This is a genomic window from Fundidesulfovibrio magnetotacticus, assembly GCF_013019105.1.
In the GTDB taxonomy this organism is placed as follows: Bacteria; Desulfobacterota; Desulfovibrionia; order Desulfovibrionales; family Desulfovibrionaceae; genus Fundidesulfovibrio; species Fundidesulfovibrio magnetotacticus.
This window is the reverse complement of record NZ_BLTE01000003.1, coordinates 161,279-185,953: the sequence shown is the minus strand read 5'-3', so window position 1 is coordinate 185,953 and position 24,675 is coordinate 161,279. Positions and strand designations below refer to the sequence as shown.

The window sequence follows — 24,675 nt, the reverse complement described above, 5'->3', positions numbered from 1 at the left end:
ACCAGAGAACCCTCCAGCCGGGAGCACGCGTTGAAAGCCGTCGCACAAGCCCTCGCCTGGCTCCTTGTAGTCCTGTGCTGCCTCCCCGCGCAAGTCGCCCGGTCGGAGCACGCCGCCGCGTTCTCCGGCAAGGTGCTCCTGCTGCACTCCTACCACGCGGGCTTCCCCTGGACCGACGAGATCCAGGCCGGCGTGCTCGCCGAGTTCCGCCGCCAGGACCCCAACTTCGAGCCCTACGTGGAGTTCCTGGACTGGAAGCGCTTCCCCAGCAAGGAGAACCTGGACACCCTGGCCCAGGCCCTGGCCCTCAAGCACGCGGGGCGCCGCTTCGACGTGATCATCACCTCCGACAACGCCGCCCTGCTCTTCGCCCTGAACCACCGGGCCGACCTCTTCGGGGACGCCCCCATCGTGTTCTGCGGCCTCAACGGCTTCACCGACGCCCTGATCGCCGGCCATGGCCAGGTGACGGGCGTCACCGAGGAGATGGACGCCGAAGGCTCGCTCAAGGCCGCGCTCACCGTTTTCCCGGACCTCAAACGCGTCTACTGCCTCTTGGAGGACACCGAGAGCGGCCTGGCCGAACGCCGCGAGATCGTCACCGCCGCGCGCGCCTTCCAGGGCCGCTTCGAGGTGGTGTTCCTGGACAACGCCTCCCTGGAGGAGACCTTCCGCTTCTGCGGCCCCGAACAGTCCGGCGAGGCCATCCTGCTGCTGGGCAGCTTCGGACGCGACCGCGCGGGGCGCATCTACCCGGACTTCGCCGTGGACATCCTCTCGGCGGCCTGCTCCGTGCCGGTGTTCGTCATGTGGGACTTCCTCATGGGCAAGGGGGCCTTCGGCGGCAGCGTGCTCTCGGGCAAGCTCCAGGGCCGCGAGGCCGGACGCCTGGCCCTGCGCGTGCTCTCGGGCGAACGCGACATCCCCGTGACGCGCACCCCGCCCACCCTGACCATGTTCGACCACGACCAGCTGCGCCGCTTCGGCGTGCCCACGAGCGTCCTGCCCCGGGACAGCCTGCTGGTCAACGAGCCCGTGAGCCTGCTGGATCGCCACCGCCAGGCCATCCCCGTGGTGGTGGCCTCCATGGCGATCATGGCCGGGGCCATCGTGGCCCTCTCGTTCAGCGTGCTGGCCCGCAGGCGCGCGGAACGCAACCTGGAACGCGCCCAGGCCATGCTCTCGGCCATCATCGACCAGAGCCCGGCGGGCATCATGGTGGCCGAGGCCCCCGACGTGACCCTGGCCATGGCCAACCCCGAGGCCGTACGCATCATGGGCATCCGCTCCGAAGCCGGACAGAACGCCAGCTACCTGCGCGAGGGCGATATCGACTGGATCTGCCGCCGCCCCGACGGCGAACCCTACAAGACCTCCGAACTGGCCCTGCCCCGGACCATCGTGGACGGCGCGGAAATCGACAACGTGGAGATGCGCGTCACGCGCCACGACGGCCTGGAATCCTGGATCCTGCTCTCGGGACGCCCCATCCGCAACCGCCACGGCGAAATCATCGCGGGCATGGTGGTCTTCTCCGACATCTCGGCGCGCAAGCGCATGGAAGACATGGTCATCCAGTCGGAGAAGATGGTCTCCCTGGGCGGACTGGCCGCGGGCATGGCCCATGAGATCAACAACCCCCTGGGCATCATCGTGCACTCGGCCCAGAACGCCCTGCGCCGCATCTCCCCGGGTCTGCCCGCCAACGAGGCCGCCGCCGCCCAGGCCGGGGTGGCCCTCACCGCCGTGCACGCCTACCTGGAGGCGCGCCACATCCCCTCCTACCTGGCCGACATCGTGGACGCCGGACACCGCGCCGCGCGCATCGTGCGCTCCATGCTCAACTTCAGCCGCCCCCGGGGAACCCAGCGCGCCCCCCTGCGCGTGCGCGCCCTGCTGGACAAGGCCGTGGAACTGGCCCAGTCCGACTGGGACCTCAAGAAAGACTACGACATCAAGAAGGTGCGCTTCACCTACGACGACTCCGCCCAGGACCCCTCGGGACACTTCGTGGAAACCGAACTGGTCCAGGTGTTTCTGAACATCGTCAAGAACGCCTGCCAGGCCATGGCCTCCAAACGCTACCCGGAAGGCCAGGAGCCCGAGGTGCGCTTCGACGTGCGCGTGGACGGAGAGGACATCGTGGCCGAAATCCGCGACAACGGCCCCGGCATGGACGAAAAGACCTGCCGGCGCGTCATGGAGCCCTTCTTCACCACCAAGAAGGTGGGCGAAGGCACGGGGCTTGGCCTATCGGTCTCCTATTTCATCGTCACCAACTCCTACGGCGGCGCGCTGGACGTGTGCTCGGAACCCGGAGAGGGCACCACCTTCACCGTCCGCCTGCCGCGAGGGAGGGCCTAGCGCCATGGCCGAACCCGTCGTGCTCGTCATCGACGACGAACCCCAGCTGCGCAGCAACCTGCGAGACTGCTTCGAGGATTACGGCTTCACCGTGCTCACGGCCATCTGCGCCGAAGACGCCCTGGAGATGCTCCTGCGCGAAAAGGTGGACGCCTGCACCGTGGACATCCGCCTGCCCGGCATGACCGGCAACGAATTCATCGCCAAGGCCAGCCGCATGCGCCCCCAGCTCAAGTTCGTGATCTATACCGGCTCATGGAACTACGAAATCCCCGGGGACCTGGCCAACGCCGGGGTCACGCCGGAGGAAATCTTCAACAAGCCCTGCGAGGACCCCGAAATCATCGCCAGGACCATCGAACGCCTGATCGCCCGGGGGGCCGCCGCTCCCCGGCACTGATCGTCCGCGGCATGCGCCGCTTTCCGGGTTTCGGGTTGAACATCGCCGGGTTTTCGCCAATAATGTACTCCATGCTCACAAACAGGCACGCCCTCGTGACGCCCAAGCGCCGAGCCCTCGCGGCCTGGACGGTCTTTCTGGCCGTCCTGCTGGCGCTGCTGGCGTCCCTCACCCCGGACGCCGCGGCCCCGGCCCGGGCCTCCCATCGGCCCGCGTCCATCACCGTGGTGATCGACGACAACTACCCCCCCTACATCTTTCGCGCCGAGGACGGGCGCATCCAGGGGCTGCTGCCGGACGCCTGGGAGCTGTGGTCGCAAAAGACCGGAGTCAAGGCCGAGGTGATCGCCACCGACTGGGACAAGGCCCAGCAGATCATGCGCCAGGGCGGCGCCGACGTCATCGACACCATCTTTTACAACGACCAGCGCGCCAAACTCTACGATTTCACCAAGCCCTACGCCACGCTGGAGGTCCCCGTCTTCCACCACGAGAGCGTGAGCGGCATCACGGGCGTGGAGTCGCTCAAGGGGTTCGAGGTTGGGGCCAAGGCCGGGGACGCCTCCCTGGCCATCCTGGCCCGCGCGGGCATCGCCGCCGTGCGCGAATACCCCAGCTACGAGGCACTCATCCTGGCCGCCGGGCGCGGCGAGGTGAAGGTCTTCACCGTGGACAAGCCCCCCGCCCTCTACTACCTGGCCAAATACAACCTGAGCGGCCAGTTCCGCTACGCCTTCACCCTCTACACCGGCGAGTTCCACCGGGCCGTGCACAAGGGCCGCGACGACCTGCTGGCCCTGGTGGAGGGGGGCTTCGCGGCCTTCACCCCCCAGGAGCGCGAAGCCCTGGACCGCAAATGGCTCGGCACGCCCCTTACCGATCCCCGCATGTGGCGCATGGCCGCCATCGCCCTGGGAGTGGCCGCCGCCCTGGTGCTGGCGCTGGCCTGCTTCAACCTGGCCCTGCGGCGCAGGGTGCGCGCCAAGACCGCCGAACTGGCCCGCCTCGTTGAGGAGCTCGCCCGCAGCGAGGAGCGCTGGCAGTTCGCCCTGGAAGGCTCCGACGACGGCGTGTGGGACTGGAACGTCATCAACGACAAGGTTTATTTCTCCTCGCGCTGGAAATCGCAGTTGGGCTACGCCGACCACGAAGTGGGCGACAGCTTCGACGACTGGCGCACCCGCGTGCACCGCGACGATCTGGACCTCGCCCTGGAGCACGTGCGCGAACACATGGAAGGCAAGCGCCCCGTGATCTCCATGGAACTGCGCATGGCCTGCCGCGACGGCTCCTACCGCTGGATTCTCTCGCGCGGCAAGGTGATGGCCCGCACGCCCGAGGGCAAGCCCCTGCGCGTTCTCGGAACCCACGCGGACATCACCGCGCGCAAGCAGGCCGAGGAGGCCCTGCGCAAGGCCCTGGCCTTCAACGAGGCCATCCTGGAACATTCGCCCGTGGGCATCCAGGTGTTCGAGCCCGACACCGGGGCCTGCGTGCTCTCCAACCGGCGCGCGGCGCAGATCCTGGGGCTGCCGCCCGGGTGCACGCCGCCGCCGGGCTTCGGCCAGGTGGGCGCATGGGACAAGGAGGACGCGCGCGCCCTGGCCGAACGCGTCATGGCCGGGGAGGGTCCCCTGAGCCTGGACGTGCGCCCCCCCCGCCCCGGCGGACGCCCGGCCGTGGCCTCCTGCACCTTCGCCCGCGTGGGGCTGGCGGACGGGGCCTTCCTTCTGGTGATTACAGCCGACGTCACCGAGCGCGCGCGCATGCAGGAAATGATGATCCAGTCCGAGAAGATGCTCTCCGTGGGCGGCCTGGCGGCGGGCATGGCCCACGAGATCAACAATCCCCTGGCCAGCATGCTCCAGAGCATCCAGGTGGTGCTGCGGCGCATGGAAGGACGGGGCCAGGCCGACGAACAGGCCGCCCGCCAGGCCGGATGCACCCTGGGCTCGGTGAGGGGCTACCTGGAGGCCCGTGAAATCCCCCTGCTTCTGCGCGGGGCGCGGGAGGCCGGGGCCAGGGCCTCGGCCATCGTGGCGGACATGCTCGATTTCGCGCGGCGCTCCGGCGCGGGCAAGGAGCCCGTGAGCCTCGCGGACATCCTGGACAGAGCCCTGGCCCACTGCGCCGCCGAATGCGGGCAGACCGGACGCTGCGATTTCGCCCGCATCGAAATCCTCCGCCAGTACGAGCCGGGCATGCCCCCCGTCCCCTGCGTGGCCGGGCAGATCGAACAGGTGGCCGTGAACGTGCTGCGCAACGCGGCCCAGGCCCTGAACGACCCGAACCGGACGCAAGAGCCCGCGCGCATCGTCGTCAGCGTGTGCTCCGAAGGGGGCATGGCCCGCATCGAGATCCAGGACAACGGCCCCGGCATGGATGAGTTGCAACGCCGCAAGGCCTTCGACCCCTTCTTCAGCACCAAGGCCCCCGGCAAGGGTACGGGGCTCGGGCTGGCCGTGTGCTACTTCATCGTCACGGCCAACCATTCCGGTTCCATCGAGGTGGAGTCCCCCCCCGGAGGCGGCGCGCGCTTCGTGATCCGCCTGCCCTTTTCGATCTCAAGAGAGCACTCCCCGTGAGACGCCCCCACGACCTCTCCGTGCGTACGAGCCTGCTGCTGGTGGTGCTGGCCGCCATCGCCCCCGCCCTGGGCATCATCCTGCACGACGGGGCGGTCCTGCACGACCATCTCACCGAAGACGCCTCGCGCAACGCCCTGCGCGCGGCCGTGTCCATCGGTGAAATCCAGGAGCGACTTACCGCGGCAACACGCCAGCTTCTGGGGTCGCTGGCCGTCATGCCCGAGGTGCAACACGGCGAAGCCGATGCAAGTTCCTCTATTTTTTCGAGGCTTTTGGCTGCAAACCCCAGTTACGTGAACATCCTGCTCACCGACCCCGAAGGAAACATCCGGGCCTCGGCCCTGCCCTTCGAGCGCGTGAACCTCTCCGACCGCAAGCATTTCCAGGAGGCCTTGGCCCAGCGCGGCTTCTCGGCCGGGGAGTACGTCGTCAGCCGCACGGCCTACGAACCCGTCTTCCCTTTCGCCTACCCCGTGCTGGACCCCCTGGGACGCCCCGTGGGCCTGCTGGTGGCCGCCCTGCGCCTTTCAACCTACGAGGAACTCACCCAGCAGCTGAAATTACCGCCCGGCTCCATCCTGGGCATCACCGACCACAAGGGGCTGCGAATCTTCTTCTCTCCCCAGGCCGCCACCAACCCCCTGGGAAGGCCCATCCGCCAGGAGGTCTGGCAGGCCGTCTCGGCCGGACCGGATGAAGGCGTGGTGCGCCTCAAAGGCTCCGACGCCACGGAGCGCTTCTACGCCTTCAAACGCCTGCGCCTGATCCCGGGCGGCGCGCCCTACATGACCGTGATGATCGGCATCCCCCTGGAACAGGCCCTGGCCCAGGCCCGCCAGGCCACCCGCAAGAACCTCGCGCTGCTGGCGGCCGCCGCCGCCCTGGCCCTGGTCCTGGCCTGGACACTGGGCGACATCGTGATCGGACGCCGTCTCAACCGCCTGGCCGACACCGCCGGGCGCATCGGCCAGGGCGACCTGCAAGCCAGGACCGGCCAGCGCCACGGCCCCTCCGACCTGGGACGCCTCGCCGCCGCCCTGGACGCCATGGCGGGGCTCATCCAGCAGCGCCAGGACGAACGCGACCGCGCCGCCCACGCCCTGTTCGAAAGCGAAACCCGCTACCGCAACCTCTTCGAGCAGTCCCTGGACGCCATCTCCATCATGGAGGGCGACCCGCCCCGGCTCACGCTGGTCAACCAGGCCTTCGCGGACCTCACCGGCTACACAGCCGAAGAGGTCTACGCCATGGACTCCCAGCGCATCTTCGGCATCATCCACCCCGACGACCGCGCCCTGGTGCGCTCCAAGCTGGCCGACCGCGCCGCCGGGCTCATCCTGGAAGCCCGTTACGCCTTCCGCATCCTGCGCAAGGACGGCCAGACCCGCTGGCTCGACGTGTCGGGCCGCTCCGTGCTCCTGGACGACGGCCCGCCCCACGTGCTCTCGGTCTACCGCGACGTGACCGGCCGCAAACTCGTGGAAGAGGCCCTGGCCCGCAAGGACGCCCTGCTGCGCGCCATGCTGCGCAACCTCCCCTTCGACTTCTGGGCGCGCGACCCGCAAGACCGCGTGATCATGCAAAGCGACGAATCCGTGCGCCTCTGGGGGAACCTCGGCGCCGCCACGGCCGACGAGAACGGCGTGGACAAGGCCGTGCAGTTCGTCTGGCAGGACGTGAACCGCCGCGTGCTTACGGGCGAACTGGTGGAGGGCGAACGACGCTACGTCACCGCGGACGGTCGGGAGGGCATCTACCACTCCCTCGTGGCCCCCATCCGCGAGGGCGGAGACATCCTTGGCATCCTGGGCATCAACATCGACATCACCGAGCGCCGCCAGGCCGAGGAAGCCCTGCGCGAGAGCGAAGAGCGCTTCCATCTCTTCATGGAATGGCTCCTGGCCGCCGTGTTCATCAAGGACGCCGACGGCCGCACCCTCTTCGTCAACTCCTACCTCAAGGACCTCTTCGGCTGGGAGGCTCCCCTGGGCAAGACCAGCGACGAACTCTTCCCGCCCGAGGTGGCCCGGCGCATCGACGAGGACGACCGCATGGCCATGGCGAGCAAATACCGCCGCGTGGTGGAAACCTTCCAGGACTCCCACGGCCGCGAGCGCTGCTTCGAAACGCACAAGTTCGCCATCCCCACGCGCTCCGGGGGCGAGCTGCTGGGCGGCATCGGCATCGACATCACCGAGCGCCGGATGGCCGAGGAGGAGCTCGCCCGCCAGAAAAACCTCCTGCATTCCGTGGTGGAGGGCACCAGCGACGCCGTTTTCGTCAAGAACTTCCAGGGCGTCTACGTGCTGGCCAACTCCGAGACCGCCCGCGTCCTGGGGCGCACCCTACACGAGGTGCTGGGCCACGACGACGCGGACCTCTTCCCGCCCGAGGAGGCCCGCCGGATCATGGAACACGACCAGTCCATCATGGCCATGGCCGATTCGAGACAATACGAGGAAACGCTCTCCACGGCGGATGGGGAGCGCATCTTCCTCTCCACCAAGGGCCCGGTGCGCGACGAGCAGGGCCGCGTCAACGGCATGTTCGGCATCTCCCGCGACATCACCGAGCGCAACAAGGTGCGCGAGCTCATGGTGCAGACCGAGAAGATGATGAGCGTGGGCGGGCTTGCCGCAGGCATGGCCCACGAGATCAACAACCCCCTCTCGGGCATCCTCCAGAACGTGCAGATCATCCGCCGCCGCCTCACCGAGGACATCTCCGCCAATGCCGAGGCCGCATCAAACGCGGGGTGCACCCTGGAAGGCATCCGACGCTACATGGAAGCGCGCGACGTGCTCCACTTCCTCGACTCCGTGCGGGACGCCGGAAGCCGCGCCGCCTCCATCGTGGCCACCATGCTCGAATTCAGCCGCACCGGCGACCAGAGCAGGCCTCTGGCCGACCTCGGCCAGCTCCTGGACAAGGCCCTCGAACTCTGCGCCACGGACTACGACCTGAAAAAGAAGTACGACTTCCGCAACATCCGCATCGAACGCCGCTACGACCCACAACTGCCCCCCGTGCCCTGCAAGGAAAACCAGATCCAGCAGGTGCTCATGAACCTCCTGGCCAACGCCGCGCAGGCCATGCGCGACACCCCCGAACCGGCCATCACCCTGACCACCGCACGGGAGGGGAACTTCGCCCGCGTGGACATCGAGGACAACGGCCCGGGCATGACCGAAGACGTGCGCAAGCGCATCTTCGAGCCTTTCTTCACCACCAAGCCCGTGGGAGAGGGCACGGGCTTGGGTCTCTCGGTCTCCTACTTCATCGTGGTGAACAACCACGGCGGGACCGTGGAGGCCGTCTCGCGCCCGGGCAAGGGCGCGCGCTTCATCGTCCGGCTGCCCCTGGCCTGATCCGGCGCGACCGGACGGACCGCTCCGCCCCGTCGGGGCCACCTCTTCACAGGCCCGCCTCGCGCTGCAAGTCTACCCGCCCGGGGTGATTGCTTGACCCCGCCAGCCCCTTGCCTTACGATTCCAAGTATGGCGACATCGATTCCATATAATGGAACAAACGCATGACCTCCCTGGACAAGGCCCTCGTCCTGCTGGATGCCCTGGCCGCGCGAGGCCGCGCAGGAGTGGGCGAACTGGCCCGGGCCACGGGCATGCCGCCCTCCACCGTGCACCGCCTGCTCGCCGTGCTGGCCTCCTGGCGCTATGTGCGCCAGGAACCCGGCTCGCGGGACTACCGCCTCTCCATCCGCCTGCTGGAGCTGGGCGCGCGCGTACGCGCCGAACTGGACCTGGCCGCCGCCGCCCGCCCCTTCATGGAGGCCCTGGCCCGCGAGACTGGCGAGGCCGTCAACCTGGTGGTCTTCGACGCCGACGAGGCCGTCTACGTGGAGCAGGAGTGCGCCACACGCTCCATGCTGCGCCTGTTCACCCGCGTGGGCGCGCGCGTGCCCCTCTCCTGCTCCGGGGTGGGCAAGGCCTACCTGGCCTCCCTGGACTCGGACAAGGCCATGGCATGTTTCGAGTCCTCCCCGCGCGCGGCGCGCACGCCGCGCACCATCCTGAACCCCGGCGCCTTCCTCCGGGAGCTGGAAGCCGTGCGCCGCCAGGGATACGCCGTGGACGACGAGGAGATGGAGACCGGCGTGCGCTGCGCCGCCGCCCTCATTCGCCAGGCCGGAGGGCTCCCGGCCGGCGCCCTGAGCGTCTCCGGCCCCAGCGCCCGGCTCACCCCCGAACGCCTTCCCGAACTGGGCGCGCTGGTGATCCGCGTCGCCGCCGACATTTCCGCCCAGATGGGCCACGCCCCCGGGCCGCAACACCAGCCGCGGGACTCCGGGACGCCGGAGCCCCGCCACCAACCCCACCCTTCCAAGAGGAGCAATCCATGAGCGAGCGTGTTCACATCTCCGGTCTCGACGTGTCCAAACCCCTGGCCGAGCTCGTCGCCAAGGCCTGCCAGGGGACCGGCGTGGACGCCCCGGGCTTCTGGAAGTCCCTGTCGGACATCCTGGACCGCCTGGCCCCGCGCAACCGCGAACTGCTGGCCCGGCGCGACGCCCTGCAGCAGGCCCTCGACTCCTGGCACCAGGACCGCGCCGGGCAGCCCCACGACCCCGCCGCCTACGAGGCCTTCCTGCGCGAGATCGGCTACCTGGTCCCCGAGGGGCCGGACTTCGCCATCGAGACCACGGGCGTCGACCCCGAAATCTCCCGCGTGGCCGGTCCGCAGCTGGTGGTGCCCGTCACCAACGCGCGCTACGCCCTCAACGCGGCCAACGCCCGTTGGGGCAGCCTCTACGACGCCCTCTACGGCACGGACGTGATCCCCGAAGGCCCCGGCCTGGAGAAGGGCCTCGCCTACAACCCCAAGCGCGGCGAGGCCGTGGTGGCCCGGGCCGCCCAGTTCCTGGACAAGGCCTTCCCCCTGGCCGAGGGCTCCCACGCCCAGGCCGCGTCCTACAAGGTCGAGGGCGGGAAGCTCGTGGTGGGCCTGACGGGCGGCGGGTCCACCGGCCTGGCCGATGCGTCGCTGTTAAAGGGTTACGTGGGCGCGCCCGAGCCTTCGGTGATCCTCCTGGCCAACCACGGCCTGCACTGCGAGATCCGCATCGACCGCGCGCACCCCGTGGGCAAGGCCCACCCTGCCGGAGTGAAGGACGTGGTCCTCGAGTCCGCCGTGACCACCATCCTCGACTGCGAGGACTCGGTGGCCTGCGTGGACGGCCCCGACAAGGCCCAGGCCTACGCCAACATCCTGGGGCTCTTCGACGGCAGCCTCAGCGCCAGCTTCGCCAAGGCAGGCAAGACCGTGGAGCGCCGCCTGAACCCGGACCGCGCCTATTTCGGCCCCGACGCCAAGGCCTTCAGCCTGCCCGGGCGCAGCCTGCTCCTGGTGCGCAACGTGGGACACCTGATGACCACCAGCGCGGTGCTCAAGGACGGCGCGGAAATCCCGGAAGGCATCCTGGACGCCATGGTCACGGGCCTGCTGGCCATCCACGACATCAAGGGCCTGGGCCAGCTCCGCAACAGCCGCGCCGGGTCGGTGTACATCGTGAAGCCCAAGATGCACGGCCCCGAGGAGGTCGCCTTCACGGCGGAGCTCTTCGGCGCGGTGGAAAAGGCCCTGGGCCTTGCGCCCAACACCATGAAGATCGGCATCATGGACGAGGAGCGGCGCACCACCGTGAACCTCAAGGAGTGCATCCGCGCCGCGCGCGAGCGCCTGATCTTCATCAACACCGGCTTCCTGGACCGCACCGGCGACGAAATCCACACCAGCATGGAGGCAGGCCCCATGGTGGGCAAGGACGCCATGCGCCAGGCCGCCTGGATCAAGGCCTACGAGGACTGGAACGTGGACGTGGGCCTGGCCTGCGGGCTCTCGGGCAAGGCCCAGGTGGGCAAGGGCATGTGGGCCAAGCCCGACATGATGGCCGAGATGGTGGAGGTGAAGATCGGCCACCCCCTGAGCGGGGCCAACACGGCGTGGGTGCCCTCGCCCACGGCCGCCACGCTGCACGCCATGCACTACCACTTCGTGAACGTGCTCGAGGTTCAGCAGGGCATGATCGGCAAGCGCCGGGCAAAGCTCGCGGACCTTCTGACCATCCCCCTCATGGAAAAGGGCTCGCTCAAGGCCGAACAGGTGCAGCGCGAACTCGACAACAACGCCCAGGGCATCCTCGGCTACGTGGTGCGCTGGGTGGAACAGGGCATCGGCTGCTCCAAGGTGCCCGACTTGAGCGACGTGGGCCTGATGGAGGACCGCGCCACCCTGCGCATCTCCAGCCAGTACCTGGCCAACTGGCTGCGCCACGGCGTGTGCTCGGAGGAACAGGTGATCGAGACGCTCAAGCGCATGGCCGCCGTGGTGGACCGCCAGAACGCGGGCGACCCGGCCTACCGGAACATGGCCCCGGACTTCGAGAACTCCGTGGCCTTCCAGGCCGCGTGCGCGCTGGTGCTCCAGGGCCGCGCCCAGCCCAGCGGCTACACCGAGCCCATCCTGCACGCCAAGCGCATCGAGGCGAAGAGGAAGTTCGGACAGATTTAGTCGGGACTGACGAAGGAAAGATGGAATGAAGGAGGCCGCCGGGCGTGGGTCCGGCGGCCTTCTTTTTTGTATCCATGAAGTGAGGCCGTTCTCAACTTACAGCCCCCCTACGCCGCCTTCGTTGGAGGACTTCACAAGACGAGCGAGGCGCAAACCGACTAGGCAGACAAAGCGTCCAATAATCTGCAGAACCAGGGATGCTGTGTCCAGCGACTACTCTCGCTGTGGCAATGATGCTTTTTTATGCTCTCACGTCTACAACGTCTCGACAGTCCGTGCCCACTCGAGACACACAGCATGGCATTCCAAGTATACGCAGAGTATTATTGAATCTATCAACCATTCCCTGCACCTGCCGATACGGCAGTTTTCTCAAGAGGATTAGGACCATACTTGTTATCCCCTGGCATACCAGCAGGCAGCCCAACCATAAGGGCGTAAGCTATGTATATCAATGACGGAAGCAACAAGGCAGAACCAAACAAAACTATCGCAACAGCAGGGTTTTTATCTATAAAAAAATCTGAGAATATTCCGCCAAACACTACAGAGGCCACACTAAACACAAGGGGATTAAGCTGGTTCCATGACGATTTGCCAAGGTCATGCAACCTCTTCCCGTAGACCGATATACTCATATAAAGAGTCAAAATAAACATAAACAAAGCCATCGTTTCATTTTTTAGTTCGCTAGCAATCCAACCAACAATGAAGACACAACAAAAACCAACCCAAAATGGCTCCCTTGAAATTCTTCCGGATGGGCTAAAAAGTACACTTCCAAGATTCATGGTCACCCTCCTAATTATTTTTCATAGCATACCACATATTATTTCTTTCCGTCAATCGACACCCATCACCAACTAGAGAGCATACGCCTCGCGAGTCCCGAGACGGAATACCAGTTTCAGCATCCACCAACCATTCCTCCAACTGATACCGCGCCGATGTTCGTGACTTCAGCCAAGGAGGTAGCGATCATAACAATGAGCCGTTGCACCGAAGAGCATACCTTTGTGGTCCTCAAGCAGGACGAGGCTGGCGCAGCCGTGGCTGATCTGGGCAGGAAGAACGCGATATCCGGCGGGACGTTCTACAAGTGGCGCGCATGATCGGCGGATTGACGGGATGCCGCCCGGCGAGGGACGCGCAAAGGCTCTCACCCGGGAGTATATCCGCTTCACAGCAACAACGGACACCGGCTCGGTGAGGGAAACGCACCACTTTAGCAACATGCCAGGCCTCGCCAAACAACGAAAGGCCGCCGGACTTGCGTCCGGCGGCCCTGGAGGAACCCCCTTGCGGGGATGAGCGCCTTGTTACTCGGGCACCACTTCCAGCACGGCCTCGCCGTACTGGTCGGGCACGGTCTTCTGGATCTTGAGCAGGCTCGACACGCGCCGCACCGCGCCCACGATCACGATGCTCATGAGCACCATCACCACCACGGCCAGCGTGGAGAGCAGATACAGACCCTTGGGCAGGAAGTTGTTCATCACCGAGAGGTAGCCCGCCCACATGGTCATGCAGGTCAGGGCCACGCCGGGCACGCCCGTGATCCAGGCGTACTTGGCCTTGCCGATGCGGATGATCATCACCGTGCCGATGATCAGGCCCACCGAGGCCAGCAGCTGGTTGGACATGCCGAACAGGGGCCAGATGGTGGAGATGTCGCCGGTGTAGACCAGATAACCCCACGAGAAGGTGAACAGGAAGGAGGTGAGGATGACGCCCGGCCACCAGCGCTTGTCGTTGAAGCGCGGAGCCACCTGGCCGATCATCTCCTGCAGGAAGAAGCGGCCCACGCGGGTGCCCGCGTCGATGGCCGTGAGGATGAACACGGCCTCGAACATGATGGCGAAGTGGTACCAGTAGGCCACAAGCTTCTCCATCAGGGGAATGGCCGCGAAGATCTGGGCCATGCCCACGGCCAGGGACACGGCGCCGCCGGGACGGCCCTGGAGCTTTTCGCCCACGGCCACGGCGATGTCGTTGAGGTGCACGGTGGTCATGCCCAGCTTCTCGAACACGGCCGGGGCCGAGTTGATGGCGAAATAGTCCGCCGGGACCATGGTGCAAGCCGCGATGAGCGCCATGATGGCCACGAAGCCCTCGGTGAGCATGGCCCCGTAACCCACGAAGAGCAGGTTGCGCTCGGAATCGAGCATCTTGGGCGTGGTGCCCGTGGCGATGATGGCGTGGAAGCCGGACACCGCGCCGCAGGCGATGGTGATGAACAGGAAGGGGAACACCGGACCGGGGATGATGGGGCCGCCGCCGGAGAAGAACTTGGTCACGGCGTCCATCTGGAGGTCCGGGCGCACCCAGAAGATGCCGATGGCCAGCATGGCGATGGTGCCGATCTTGAGATACGTGGAGAGGTAGTCGCGCGGGCACAGCAACAGCCACACCGGCAGAATGGACGCGGCCACGCCGTAGATGGGCACGGCCAGGGAAAGCGCGGGCTTGGAGAGCGTGAACACGGCCGCCAGGGCGGGCTGATGGGCCACCCAGTTGCCGCCCACAACGGCCGCCACCAGCAGCGCCACGCCGATGAGCGACATGCCGCGCACGTCTCCGGGGCGGATGTACTGCAGGTAGAGGCCCATGAAGATGGCGATGGGGATGGTGGCGAACACGGTGAAGGTGGCCCAGGCGCTGTCGTGCATGGCGTTCACGCAGGCGATGGAGAGGCCCGCCAGCGTGAGGATGAGGATGAACAGCACCGCGAAGGAGGCCACCGACCCGGTGAACTTGTCCACCTCCTGGGTGGCGATGTAGGCCAGGCTCTGGCCCTTGTGGCGCACCGAGGCGAAGAGCACCACCATGTCGTGCACGGCCCCGGCGAACACGCAGCCCACCAGGATCCACAAAGCGCCCGGCAGATAGCCGAACTGGGCGGCCAGCACGGGCCCGAGCAGCGGCCCGGCGGCGGCGATGGCCGCGAAATGGTGCCCGAAGAGCACGTATTTGTTGGTTTCCACATAATCCACGCCGTCGGCCATCTTGATGGCCGGGGTGAGCCTGGCCTCGTTCGCCCCCAGCACCTTCCTGGCTATGAACAAGCCGTAGAAGCGGTAGCCGATGGCGAAGAGGCAGAGGGACGCAAACACCAGGGTCAGAGCGTTCATGCCGGACCTCCTCCGCTTGAGATGGTCCCTGCATGCACGCTCCGGGCGCGACGCGCCCCGGTTTGCGCGCGAAAGGGACGATCAGGGGAATGAAAGAGCGGATGGGAGGGATGAAGCGCCCGGCGGCGCGAGATGCTACTGCGGAATCCTCAGGCTGATGCTGGTTCCCGCGCCCGGGGCGCTTTCCACGCGCAGGGCGTGGGCCGGGCCGTAGAGCTGCACGAGGCGCTGGTTGGAGTTGCGCGCGCCCACGCCCTCGGAGAGCGACTCCGCGCCGCCTCGGGTCTGGATGGCGAACACCTGGGCGGCGTCCATGCCCGCGCCGTCGTCGGCCACCTCCACCAGCAGCTCTCCGTTTTCGCGCCGGGCGCGCAGGCGCACCACCCCCCCCTCCTCCTTGCAAAGGATGCCGTGGCGCACGGCGTTCTCCACCAGGGGCTGGATGATCAGGGGCGGCACGAGGCAATCCTGCGCGCCGGGCGCCAGGTCGATTTCGGCGCGGATGCGCTCGCCGAAGCGGGCCTGCTCGATGGCCAGATAGGCCCGGGTCTGGTCCACCTCGTCGCAGAGGCGGATGAGCCCCCGGCTGGAATCCAGGTTGCGGCGCATGTAGCGCGAGAGGTCCAGGAGCAGCTCCCGGGCCTGGGCCGGGGCCGTGCGGCAGAAGCTGGCGATGGTGTTGAGCGAATTGAAAAGAAAGTGCGGGTTGATCTGGGCCTGGAGGCGGCCGATCTCGGCCTGGGCCAGGAGCTGGTTCTTGATGCCGATGTCCTCCAGCTCCAGCTGGGTGGAGAAGAGATCGGCCAGTCCCTTGGCCAACCCGAAGAGCGTCTCGTCCAGGGGGCGTCTGCCGGTGCCGTAGATCTTCAGGCAGCCCAGGATCGCCGATCCCTTGCGCAGGGGCACGATGATGGCCTCGGAGAGGGGGCAGCCGCGCTGGGAGCAGTCGATGCCCTGGCGGTCGCGCACGAAGAGGGGCTCGCCGGATTCGATCACCCGGCGCGTGGCAGCCGTGCGCACCATGCCCCCGGAGAGGTGGTGGTCCTGGCCCTCGCCCACGTGGGCCAGGATGGTCTGGCCCGAGGTGACGGCCACGGCGGCCACCTGGGCCTCGCGCAGGATGATGTCCGCGGTGGCCCGGGCCGTCCCGGCGGTGAGCCCGGCGCGCAGGTGGGCCACGGTCTGGTTGGCGATGGAGAGGATCTGCCGGGCCAGGTCGCGGTTCTGGGCCTGGCGGAAACGCATCTGGAGGTCCAGGGCCTTCACGAAGAGGGCCGCGCCCAGGGAGTTGAAGACGATCATGGGCAGGGCGATCACGCGCACCAGGGCCACGGCCTCGGAGAGGGGCTGGGAGAAGGCGAGCACCAGGCCCATGTGCAGGGTCTCGCCCGCCAGACACAGGCCCATGGCCAGCCGCCAGTCCAGGCGGTTGCCCGTGAGGCGCGCGGCCACGAGCCCGGCCGCCGTGCCCTCGATGAGCGTGGCCAGCCCGCAGGGCAGGGCCGAGAAGCCTCCGATGTCGATGAGATAGCGGTGCGCCCCGGCGATGAACCCCACGCCGAAGCCCACGCCCGGGCCGCCGAACAGCCCGGCCGTCACCACCACCATGGCCCGCAGGTTGGCGAAGGACTTGAACACCGCGTTGCCCGTGTAGGTGCCCAGCACTCCGAACACGCCGAACATCGCCACCAGCAGCAGCGTGGCCCACAGGGGCCTGTCGCGCCGAGGCCCCAGCTTGTCGATGGAGGTGACCGTCATGATGGCGAAGCCGCCCGCCAGCAGGAGGCCGAAGCGTTGCGAGAGGTTCAGGAAGAGTTCGGGAACCTCGGGATTGATCAGCGTGTTCAAATGCCCACCCTCTGCTTGAATTCGCGGGCGCGGTTGCGGCTCACGGTCACCTCGGTGCGCGCCTGGTCGTTCATTACCACCAGGTACTTGCCCCCGAACCAGGGCGAGAACTCCGCGATGCGCTCCACGTTGACGAGCTGCGCCCTGTTGGCCTGGAAGAAGGGCAGCCCCTCCAGGCGCTCGGCCGCGCGGCCCAGGGTGTTCAGGCAGTGGCAGACGAAGCGGCCCTGGTCCGTGAGCGCGAACACCTTCTTCTCCTCGGCCTCCACGAGAACCACCCGCGCCAGCGGGATCATGGCCACGCGCCCGCCCTGCTCAACGGCCAGCCGGGGAAGGGACGCGCGCCCCCGGGAGGCCAGCAGGCGTTCCAACGTGTCCTGCCAGGGGTTGCGGCAGGGCTCCTCCAGGAGCCTGCGCACGCGTTCCAGGCTCTTCTCCAGCCGCCTGGGCGACACGGGCTTGAGCAGATAGTCCGCCGCGTTCTCCTCGAAGGCGCGGATGGCGTGCTGGTCGAAGGCCGTCACGAAGACGAAGAGCGGCGGATGGGGCAGCGCCTGGGCTTCGGCGAGCACGTGGAAGCCGTCCTGGCCGGGCATCTGGATGTCCTGGAACACGAGGTCCGCGCCGCGCTGGCGCAGGTGTTCCAGGGCGGCCTGGGCCGTGGCGGCCTGGCTCACGCGCAGGTCCGGGTGGGCTTCGAGGAGGTAGGCCAGCTCGTCGCGGGCCGGGGCCTCGTCATCGACGATGAGGACTTGAACGTTCATGGGCGCTCCAGGTCCCCGGCTACCCGCCTTCGCCGGCGCTGTAAAGCGCCGGGCGCGCCCTATTTCTTGTAGTAATCGGCCACGGGCGTGAGCGAGACGAAAACCAGCGGGCTGCCCTTGGGCGCGACGAACTCGCTGCCGCCCACCACGTCCGGCGCGACGGGGTTCCAGTCGTAGGTGTAGCCCAGGCCCGTCCAGGGGTAGGGGCCGCCCTTGACGGAGAAGTCGAAGATGGCGCTCTGGCGCTCCTGGAACCACTCCACGTAGTTGGAGGTCGGCGAAAAACCCGGGGCCGGGGCCTCGGCGGGCGTGAGCGCCCGGGAGGCCGCGGGGACGGTCTGGAGGGTCAGGGAGTAGGAGGCGGGCAGGTCGTGGCGGTCGATGGCGTTGTCCACGGCGGGGCGCAAGAGCACGTCGGGGCTGGCCCAGAAGGTGGCCACGGAGTCGTTGGCGCTGGTCGGGGGCAGGCCCAGGTACATGGCGGTGGCCAGCCGGGGATTGAGCGCGGCGGTGAGGGGGTCCTCCTCGGGCACCTCGGTCTTCATCTGGGGGGCGGGTAGCACCCAGAGGTCGGCCCCGGCCGTGATGGTCTGGCCGGACCGGAAGGACTGGTAGTAGACGCCCTTGGTGAAGGTGGTCACCTGCACGAGGCTTTGCCCCGGCGTTCCGCTCCACAGAATGCGGGGATCGTCGGCGTCGATGTCCCAGAGGGACGCGGCCGATGGCGGCTCCTTGAGGTGCGCGAGATCAGCCTGGGCGGACAACACGGCCTGGGCGTAGAGGCCGTTGTAGACGGCGAGGGTCGCGTCCTGGAGCGATGCGCCCCGGGAGGGCGACGCCAGGGCGAAGACCAGCGCCAGGAGCAGCAGCGCGCGGCGTACGGAGCCGAAACCTCGCATGGGGCCTCCTTTGTCTTGAAGGGACCGGTTCTCTCCCTTTCCACTCCATACCCGGGGCCGCGCGTGGCGTCAAACCGTGCGAAGCCGTTATTTGCCCTTGCCTCACCCCATGCCACCTGTGCTAGAAAAAGAAAGCAGCATCAGAAATCTCAATTGGACGGACCATGCCCCCACGCGCGCGCATTCTTCTCCTGCTCCTGGCCCCGCTGGTCCTCGGCGGCTGCATGAAGGTCGGCCCGGACTTCCGCAAGCCCGAAGCGTCCGCGCCCCCGGCATGGATGGAAGCCGAACGCAAGACCGCCACCGCCGACCTTCCCGTGGCCGACGACTGGTGGAAGCTCCTCTCCGACCCGGCCCTGGACGAGCTCACGACCATGGCCCGCGCCCGGAACATCCCCCTGCACATCGCCGGAGTGCGCATCCTCCAGGCCAGGGCCCAGTTGGGCGTCTCCGTGGGACGCCTCTTCCCCCAGACCCAGCAGGCCCAGGGCGGCTATTCCTTCACCGAGGCCAGCCAGCGCGCCCCCACCTCGCCCCAGCCTCCCAACGACTCGGGCGTCCAGCTGGGCTTCTGGCAGAACAACGCCGGGTTCTCAGCCGCCTGGGAGCTGGACTTCTGGGGCAAGTACCGCCGCGCCGTGGAGTCCGCCGAGGCGACCCTGGCCGCCAGCGTGGCCGACTACGACAACGCCCTGGCGAGCCTCACCGCCGACGTGGCCAGCACCTACGTCCTGCTGCGCGTCAGCGAGGAGCAGCTGCGCATCGCCCGCGAGAACGTGGTTCTGCAGACCGAGGCCCTGGACATCGCCGACGTGCGCTTCCGCCTGGGGGCCACCAGCGAACGCGACGTGATGCAGGCCAAGACCCTGCTCGAATCCACCCTGGCCACCATCCCCGTGCTGGAGAAAAACATCCAGAAGGGACGCCACGCCCTCTCGGCGCTCCTGGGCATGCCCCCCTCGGACCTGGCCGCCGTCCTGAACAAGACCTCCTCCATCCCCCGCGCCCCGGACCAGGTGGGCGTGGGCATCCCGGCCGAACTCTTGCGGCGTCGCCCGGACATCCGCGCCGCCGAGTTCCGCGCGGCGGCCCAGTGCGCCTCCATCGGCGTGGCCAAGGCCGATCTCTTCCCGTCGTTCAGCCTCACCGGCAACGTGGGCTGGCTCTCCTCCAACATGGGCGTGTTCTCCCTGGCGGAGCTGCTCGCGCCCCAGAGCTTCACCGCCGGGTTCGGCCCCAGCTTCACCTGGAACCTCTTCAACTACGGGCGCATCGTGAACAACGTGCGCCTCCAGGACGCCAAGTTCCAGGAGGCCCTGCTTCTTTACTCCAACGCCGTGATCACCGCCCTCAAGGAGGCCGAGGACGGCCTCTCGGAGTTCCAGCAGTCCCGGGTCAAGGCCGGGCGCCTGGCCCTGGCCGCCGAGGCCGCCAAGCGCGGCGCGGAGCTGGCCTTCCTGCAGTACCGCGAAGGCAAGACCGACTTCACCACCGTCATCGTGGCCCAGCAGGACCAGCTGACCCAGCAGAACGCCTGGGCCCAGGCCCGGGGAGAGATCGTGCTGGGCCTCACGGGCCTCTACCGCGCCCTGGGCGGCGGCTGGCAGGAGCGCCCCGAACCCGCCGTGCCCAAGGACATCCAGGACGAGATGAAACGGCGCACATGGTGGGGCTCCCTGCTGGGCGAAAGCCCCGCGAAGCAGGATGACCCGGCCAAGGCCGGACCCGGACGCTACGTCCCAGATTTCTGACGAGGCGTGCGCGCCAGACGTACCCGGGCGCGCCAACCCGAAACCGATGCATCCGGCCGGAGGGACGGGCCGAAAAGCCCCCCGCCGGCGCAAGGACCCCACGCATGCGCCAGATCGCCACGCCCCTCGCGGCCCTCTTAGCCGCCCTGACCCTGGCCGCCCTCGCGGCCTGCGACGGCCGAAACGCCTACGTCCCGCCGCCGCCGCCGGAGGTGACCGTGGCCAAGCCCGTGCGCCAGCGCGTGGTGGACTACCTGGAATTCACCGGCAACACCCAGGCCGTGCAGACCGTGAACCTCACCGCCCGCGTGGAGGGATTCCTCCAGCAGATCAAGTTCGCCGACGGCCAGGACGTGAAGAAGGGCCAGCTGCTCTTCGTCATCGAACCAGCGCCCTACCAGGCCAAGGTGGAACGCGCTCAGGCCGACGTGGACTCCGCCAAGGCCCGGCTCACCCAGGCCGTCACCGAATTGGCCCGCGCCAAGAAGCTCTTCGCCGAACGCGCCGGACCCGACACCGAAGTGGTGAAGTGGCAGCGCGAGCACGACTCCGCCAAGGCGGACCTGGAATCGGCCAAGGCCAGCCTGGACATCGCGCGCATCAACCTGGGCTACACCCAGGTGACCGCCCCCTTCGACGGCCGCGTCAGCCGCCGCATGGTGGACGCGGGCAACCTGGTGGGCTCCGGCGGGCAGGCCACCGTGCTGGCCACCGTCATCAAGGAAGACCCCATCTACGCCTACTTCTCCATGTCCGAGCGCGACCTCCTGCGCATCCAGAAATACCACACCCCCAAGGACGTGCCCGACGAGCGCGTGACCATCGAAATGGGCCTCTCCGACCAGACCGGCTACCCCATCCGCGGCCACCTGGACTACTACGACCTGGGCGTGGACCCCCAGACCGGAACCCTGCTCCTGCGCGCCATCTACCCCAACCCGGAGCGCAAGCTCTTCGCCGGCCTCTTCGTGCGCCTGCGCGCGCCCCTGGAGAGCCGCGACGCCCTCACCGTGCCCGAGGGCGCGGTGGGCGTGGACCAGGTGGGCCACTACGTGCTGGTGGTGGGCGAAAAGAACGTGGTACGCCAGCAGCCGGTCACCGTGGGCCAGGCCGTCAACGGCCTGCGCGTGATCGACAAGGGCCTGGAGGGCGGCGAGTCGGTCATCGTCACGGGGTTGCAGATGGCCCGCCCGGGCGCTCCGGTGAACCCCTCCGAAGCCAAGAAATAGCAGGCCGCCATGTTCTCCAAGTTCTTCATCGAGCGCCCCGTCCTGGCCAACGTGATCGCCGTGGTCATGATGCTCCTGGGCGCGGTGTCGCTCATGCGCCTGCCCGTGGCCCAGTATCCGGAGATCACGCCGCCCACGGTGCAGGTCTCCACGTCCTACCCGGGCGCGAGCCCCGAGGTGGTGGCGGAAACCGTGGCGGCCCCCCTGGAGCAGCAGATCAACGGCGTGGAGAACATGCTCTACATGTCCTCCAAGTCCTCCTCCGACGGCTCCTACCAGTTGAACATCACCTTCGAGGTGGGCACCGACCTGGACATCGCCACCGTGCTCGTCCAGAACCGCGCCAACGTGGCCATCCCGCGTCTGCCCCAGGACGTGCAGCGCCAGGGCCTCACCGTGAACAAGCAGTCCACGGCCATCCTCCTGGTGGTCACCCTGGAATCGCCCGACAAGCGCTTCGACGACCTCTTCCTCTCCAACTACGCCTACCTGCGCATCAAGGACGAAATCTCGCGCATCAACGGCGTGGGCGCGGTGAACATCTACGGCGCCGACGAATACGGCATGCGCATCTGGCTGGACCCCGACAAGCTCAAGTCCCTGGGGCTGGCCGCCCAGGACGTGGTCAACGCCATCTCCAACCAGAACGTCCAGGTGGCCTCGGGCATGATCGGCCAGGCCCCCACCCCGCCCGACCAGGTGTTCCAGCTCACCATCCAGACCCTGGGACGCCTGGAGGACGTGACGCAGTTCGAGGACATCATCGTCAAATCGAGCTTCGACCAGACCGGGCGCATCGTGCGCGTGCGCGACGTGGGCCGTGTGGAGCTGGGCGCAAAGACCTACTCCGTCTTCGGCCAGAAGGACGGCCAGCCCGCCACCTGCATGGCCACCTACCTGCTGCCCGGAGCCAACGCCATCGACGTGGCCGACAAGATCAAGGCCAAGATGAAGGAACTCGCCCGCGACTTCCCCCCGGGCCTGGAATACTCCATCCCCTTCGACACCACCCGCTTCGTGAACAAGGCCATCGAGCAGGTCTACCACACCCTCTTCGAGGCCGCCGTGCTGGTGCTCGTGGTGATCATGGTCTTCCTGCAGAACTGGCGGGCCATGCTCGTGCCCGCCACCACCGTTCCCGTCACCATCCTGGGCGCGTTCGTGGCCATGGCGGGCCTTGGCTTTTCGGTGAACCTCATCACCCTCTTCGGCATCATCCTGGCCATCGGCATCGTGGTGGACGACGCCATCATCGTGGTGGAAGGGGCCATGCACCACATGGAGCACGGCAAGAACTCCCACGACGCCGCCATCCTGGCCATGTCCGAGCTTTTCGGGCCGATCATCGGCATCACCCTGGTGCTCACGGCGGTGTTTTTGCCCGCGGCCTTTCTGCCGGGCATCACGGGCCAGCTCTACCGGCAGTTCGCCCTGGTCATCGCCTCCACGGCCGTGATCTCGGCCATCAACGCGGCCACGCTCAAGCCCACCCAGTGCGCCTTGTGGCTCAAACCGCGCACCACCGAGCCCAACGCGTTCTTCCGGGGCTTCAACCTCGTCTACGGCAAGTTCGAGGCACTCTACGAGCACGCCGTGCGCTTCATGGTGGGCCACTCCCGACTGGTGATGATCGGCTACGCCGGGCTCGTGGCCGCCACGCTCTGGTTCTTCATGCAGCTGCCCACGGGCTTCCTCCCCGAGGAGGACCAGGGCTACTGCGTGGTCTCCGTGCAGCTGCCGCCGGGCTCCTCCCTGGCGCGCACCGCCCTGGTGAACCAGAAGGTCAACGCCATCCTGCAATCCACCCCGGGCCTGGACAACTGGGTCACCTTCGGCGGTCTCTCCATCATGGACAACGTCTCGCAGCCCAACTGCATCGCCGTGTTCCCCGTCTACAAGGACTGGAGCAAGCGCGCCAAGAACGAGGACCAGCAGGCCATCGTCGGGCACATCCAGGCAGGCCTCTCCGGAATGCAGGAGGCCATGGGCTTCGTGATGGTTCCCCCCGCCATCCAGGGCCTCGGCCAGGCGGGCGGCTTCGAAATGGTGGTGCAGGACAAGGGCAACCTGGGACCCAAGGCCCTGGAAGGGGCCACGCGCTCCATGATGATCGCCGGGCGCACCCAGTCCTCCCTGGAGGGCGTGAGCGTGCTCTTCAACGCCTCCACACCCCAGATTTGGCTCGACGTGAACCGCACCCAGGCGCTCACCTACGGCGTGCCCATCCCCAACCTCTTCAATACCCTGCAGACCTATCTGGGATCGGCCTACGTCAACGACTTCAACAAGTTCGGCCGGGTCTACCAGGTGCGCGTCCAGGCCGACACCATGTTCCGCCTGCGCGCCAAGGACATCGGTCTCCTCCAGGTGCCCAACGTCCAGGGCAACATGGTCCCCCTGGGGGCCATGGTCTCGGCGCGCGACATCATCGGCCCGCCCATCCTCACCCGCTACAACCTCTACACCGCCGCCTCCATCTACGGCTCGTCCGCGCCGGGCTTCAGCTCCGGCCAGGCCCTCACCGTCATGGAGCAGATGGCCGCCGACAAGCTTCCCTCCTCCATGGGCTTCGAGTGGACCGGCATGAGCTTCCAGGAGAAGCGCGTGGGCTCCCAGGCCTACTTCATCTTCGCCCTGGCCATCCTGCTGGTCTATCTGGTGCTCTGCGCCCAGTACGAGAGCTGGATACTGCCCACCTCGGTGATCCTGGTGGTGCCCCTGGCCCTTCTGGGCACGGCCGTGGCCGTCTACATCCGCGGCATGGACAACAACGTCTACACCCAGATCGGCGTGGTGCTGCTCATCGCCCTGGCCTCCAAGAACGCCATCCTCATCGTGGAGTTCGCGCGCGAGCTGCGCATGAAGGGCCGCCCCATCGCCGAGGCCGCCGTGGAGGCCGCCAGGCTGCGTTTCCGCCCCATCCTCATGACCAGCTTCGCCTTCATCCTGGGCGTGGTGCCCCTGCTCTTCGCCTCGGGCGCGGGCGGGGCCAGCCAGCAGGCCGTGGGCACGGCCGTGTTCGGCGGCATGATCGCCTCCACCCTGCTGGCCGTGCTCGTGGTGCCCGTGTTCTACGTGCTCATCCAGACCTTCAGCGAACGCCTGACGCCGCCCCCGGCGGCCCACGACGACGGCGGCCAGCCACAACACTAGCCCCCTTTGCGCGCACCAGC

General features: G+C 67.6%; 14 protein-coding genes. 9 read left to right on the top strand and 5 right to left on the bottom strand.

The window, feature by feature from the left end:
• Positions 1-30: 30 nt before the first annotated feature.
• The 6 genes from NNJEOMEG_RS05165 (at position 31) to NNJEOMEG_RS05140 (ending at position 11,880) form a co-directional block, all read left to right on the top strand.
• Entirely contained in the window at positions 31-2,364 is a 2,334-nt protein-coding gene (locus NNJEOMEG_RS05165; RefSeq protein ID WP_173081984.1) for an ATP-binding protein, read from the top strand.
• Positions 2,365-2,368: 4 nt separating this feature from the next.
• Complete coding sequence (locus NNJEOMEG_RS05160; protein WP_173081982.1) at positions 2,369-2,764, top strand: response regulator; 396 nt, start codon at positions 2,369-2,371, stop codon at positions 2,762-2,764.
• Between the two features lie 71 nt (positions 2,765-2,835).
• Positions 2,836-5,349, top strand: a complete 2,514-nt coding sequence (locus tag NNJEOMEG_RS05155) for a transporter substrate-binding domain-containing protein (RefSeq protein WP_173081980.1) — start codon at positions 2,836-2,838, stop codon at positions 5,347-5,349.
• Entirely contained in the window at positions 5,346-8,720 is a 3,375-nt protein-coding gene (locus NNJEOMEG_RS05150; protein WP_173081978.1) for a PAS domain S-box protein, read from the top strand. Before NNJEOMEG_RS05155 ends, NNJEOMEG_RS05150 begins: the two co-directional genes overlap by 4 nt.
• A gap of 164 nt (positions 8,721-8,884) precedes the next feature.
• Positions 8,885-9,712 (top strand): IclR family transcriptional regulator, encoded by an 828-nt coding sequence (locus NNJEOMEG_RS05145; protein WP_173081976.1) that lies wholly within the window; start codon positions 8,885-8,887, stop codon positions 9,710-9,712.
• Positions 9,709-11,880, top strand: a complete 2,172-nt coding sequence (locus NNJEOMEG_RS05140) for a malate synthase G (protein ID WP_173081974.1) — start codon at positions 9,709-9,711, stop codon at positions 11,878-11,880. Before NNJEOMEG_RS05145 ends, NNJEOMEG_RS05140 begins: the two co-directional genes overlap by 4 nt.
• A gap of 335 nt (positions 11,881-12,215) precedes the next feature.
• Here the strand turns inward: NNJEOMEG_RS05140 and NNJEOMEG_RS05135 are convergent, their stop codons facing one another.
• The 5 genes from NNJEOMEG_RS05135 to NNJEOMEG_RS05115 all read right to left on the bottom strand — a co-directional run bounded on the left by NNJEOMEG_RS05135 (position 12,216) and on the right by NNJEOMEG_RS05115 (position 18,522).
• Positions 12,216-12,671: a DUF805 domain-containing protein gene (locus tag NNJEOMEG_RS05135; protein ID WP_173081972.1), complete on the bottom strand. Its 456-nt coding sequence runs from the start codon at positions 12,669-12,671 to the stop codon at positions 12,216-12,218.
• A 528-nt stretch (positions 12,672-13,199) separates the two neighbouring features.
• Complete coding sequence (locus tag NNJEOMEG_RS05130; protein WP_173081970.1) at positions 13,200-15,011, bottom strand: carbon starvation CstA family protein; 1,812 nt, start codon at positions 15,009-15,011, stop codon at positions 13,200-13,202.
• A gap of 135 nt (positions 15,012-15,146) precedes the next feature.
• Positions 15,147-16,859, bottom strand: coding sequence for a LytS/YhcK type 5TM receptor domain-containing protein (locus NNJEOMEG_RS05125; RefSeq protein ID WP_235956842.1), 1,713 nt, complete (start codon positions 16,857-16,859; stop codon positions 15,147-15,149).
• Complete coding sequence (locus NNJEOMEG_RS05120) at positions 16,856-17,623, bottom strand: LytR/AlgR family response regulator transcription factor (RefSeq protein WP_173081968.1); 768 nt, start codon at positions 17,621-17,623, stop codon at positions 16,856-16,858. Before NNJEOMEG_RS05120 ends, NNJEOMEG_RS05125 begins: the two co-directional genes overlap by 4 nt.
• A gap of 59 nt (positions 17,624-17,682) precedes the next feature.
• Positions 17,683-18,522: a hypothetical protein gene (locus NNJEOMEG_RS05115; RefSeq protein ID WP_173081966.1), complete on the bottom strand. Its 840-nt coding sequence runs from the start codon at positions 18,520-18,522 to the stop codon at positions 17,683-17,685.
• 164 nt (positions 18,523-18,686) lie between these two features.
• Between NNJEOMEG_RS05115 and NNJEOMEG_RS05110 the strand changes: the two genes are divergently transcribed.
• The 3 genes from NNJEOMEG_RS05110 (at position 18,687) to NNJEOMEG_RS05100 (ending at position 24,655) form a co-directional block, all read left to right on the top strand.
• Positions 18,687-20,273 (top strand): efflux transporter outer membrane subunit, encoded by a 1,587-nt coding sequence (locus NNJEOMEG_RS05110; protein ID WP_173081964.1) that lies wholly within the window; start codon positions 18,687-18,689, stop codon positions 20,271-20,273.
• 104 nt (positions 20,274-20,377) lie between these two features.
• Positions 20,378-21,502, top strand: a complete 1,125-nt coding sequence (locus tag NNJEOMEG_RS05105) for an efflux RND transporter periplasmic adaptor subunit (protein WP_173081962.1) — start codon at positions 20,378-20,380, stop codon at positions 21,500-21,502.
• Between the two features lie 9 nt (positions 21,503-21,511).
• Positions 21,512-24,655 carry an efflux RND transporter permease subunit gene (locus tag NNJEOMEG_RS05100; RefSeq protein WP_173081961.1) on the top strand — a complete coding sequence of 1,048 codons (3,144 nt, stop codon included), beginning with the start codon at positions 21,512-21,514 and terminating at the stop codon, positions 24,653-24,655.
• The last annotated feature ends 20 nt before the right edge of the window (positions 24,656-24,675 follow it).

Bases quoted from the DNA above. Each gene is read 5' to 3' on its own strand.
- NNJEOMEG_RS05130 (WP_173081970.1), bottom strand. From the start codon at position 15,011: ATGAACGCTCTGACCCTGGTGTTTGCGTCCCTCTGCCTCTTCGCCATC.
- NNJEOMEG_RS05120 (WP_173081968.1), bottom strand. From the start codon at position 17,623: ATGAACGTTCAAGTCCTCATCGTCGATGACGAGGCCCCGGCCCGCGAC.
- NNJEOMEG_RS05115 (WP_173081966.1), bottom strand. From the start codon at position 18,522: ATGCGAGGTTTCGGCTCCGTACGCCGCGCGCTGCTGCTCCTGGCGCTG.
- NNJEOMEG_RS05135 (WP_173081972.1), bottom strand. From the start codon at position 12,671: ATGAATCTTGGAAGTGTACTTTTTAGCCCATCCGGAAGAATTTCAAGG.
- NNJEOMEG_RS05100 (WP_173081961.1), top strand. From the start codon at position 21,512: ATGTTCTCCAAGTTCTTCATCGAGCGCCCCGTCCTGGCCAACGTGATC.
- NNJEOMEG_RS05155 (WP_173081980.1), top strand. From the start codon at position 2,836: ATGCTCACAAACAGGCACGCCCTCGTGACGCCCAAGCGCCGAGCCCTC.
- NNJEOMEG_RS05105 (WP_173081962.1), top strand. From the start codon at position 20,378: ATGCGCCAGATCGCCACGCCCCTCGCGGCCCTCTTAGCCGCCCTGACC.
- NNJEOMEG_RS05110 (WP_173081964.1), top strand. From the start codon at position 18,687: ATGCCCCCACGCGCGCGCATTCTTCTCCTGCTCCTGGCCCCGCTGGTC.
- NNJEOMEG_RS05160 (WP_173081982.1), top strand. From the start codon at position 2,369: ATGGCCGAACCCGTCGTGCTCGTCATCGACGACGAACCCCAGCTGCGC.
- NNJEOMEG_RS05145 (WP_173081976.1), top strand. From the start codon at position 8,885: ATGACCTCCCTGGACAAGGCCCTCGTCCTGCTGGATGCCCTGGCCGCG.
- NNJEOMEG_RS05140 (WP_173081974.1), top strand. From the start codon at position 9,709: ATGAGCGAGCGTGTTCACATCTCCGGTCTCGACGTGTCCAAACCCCTG.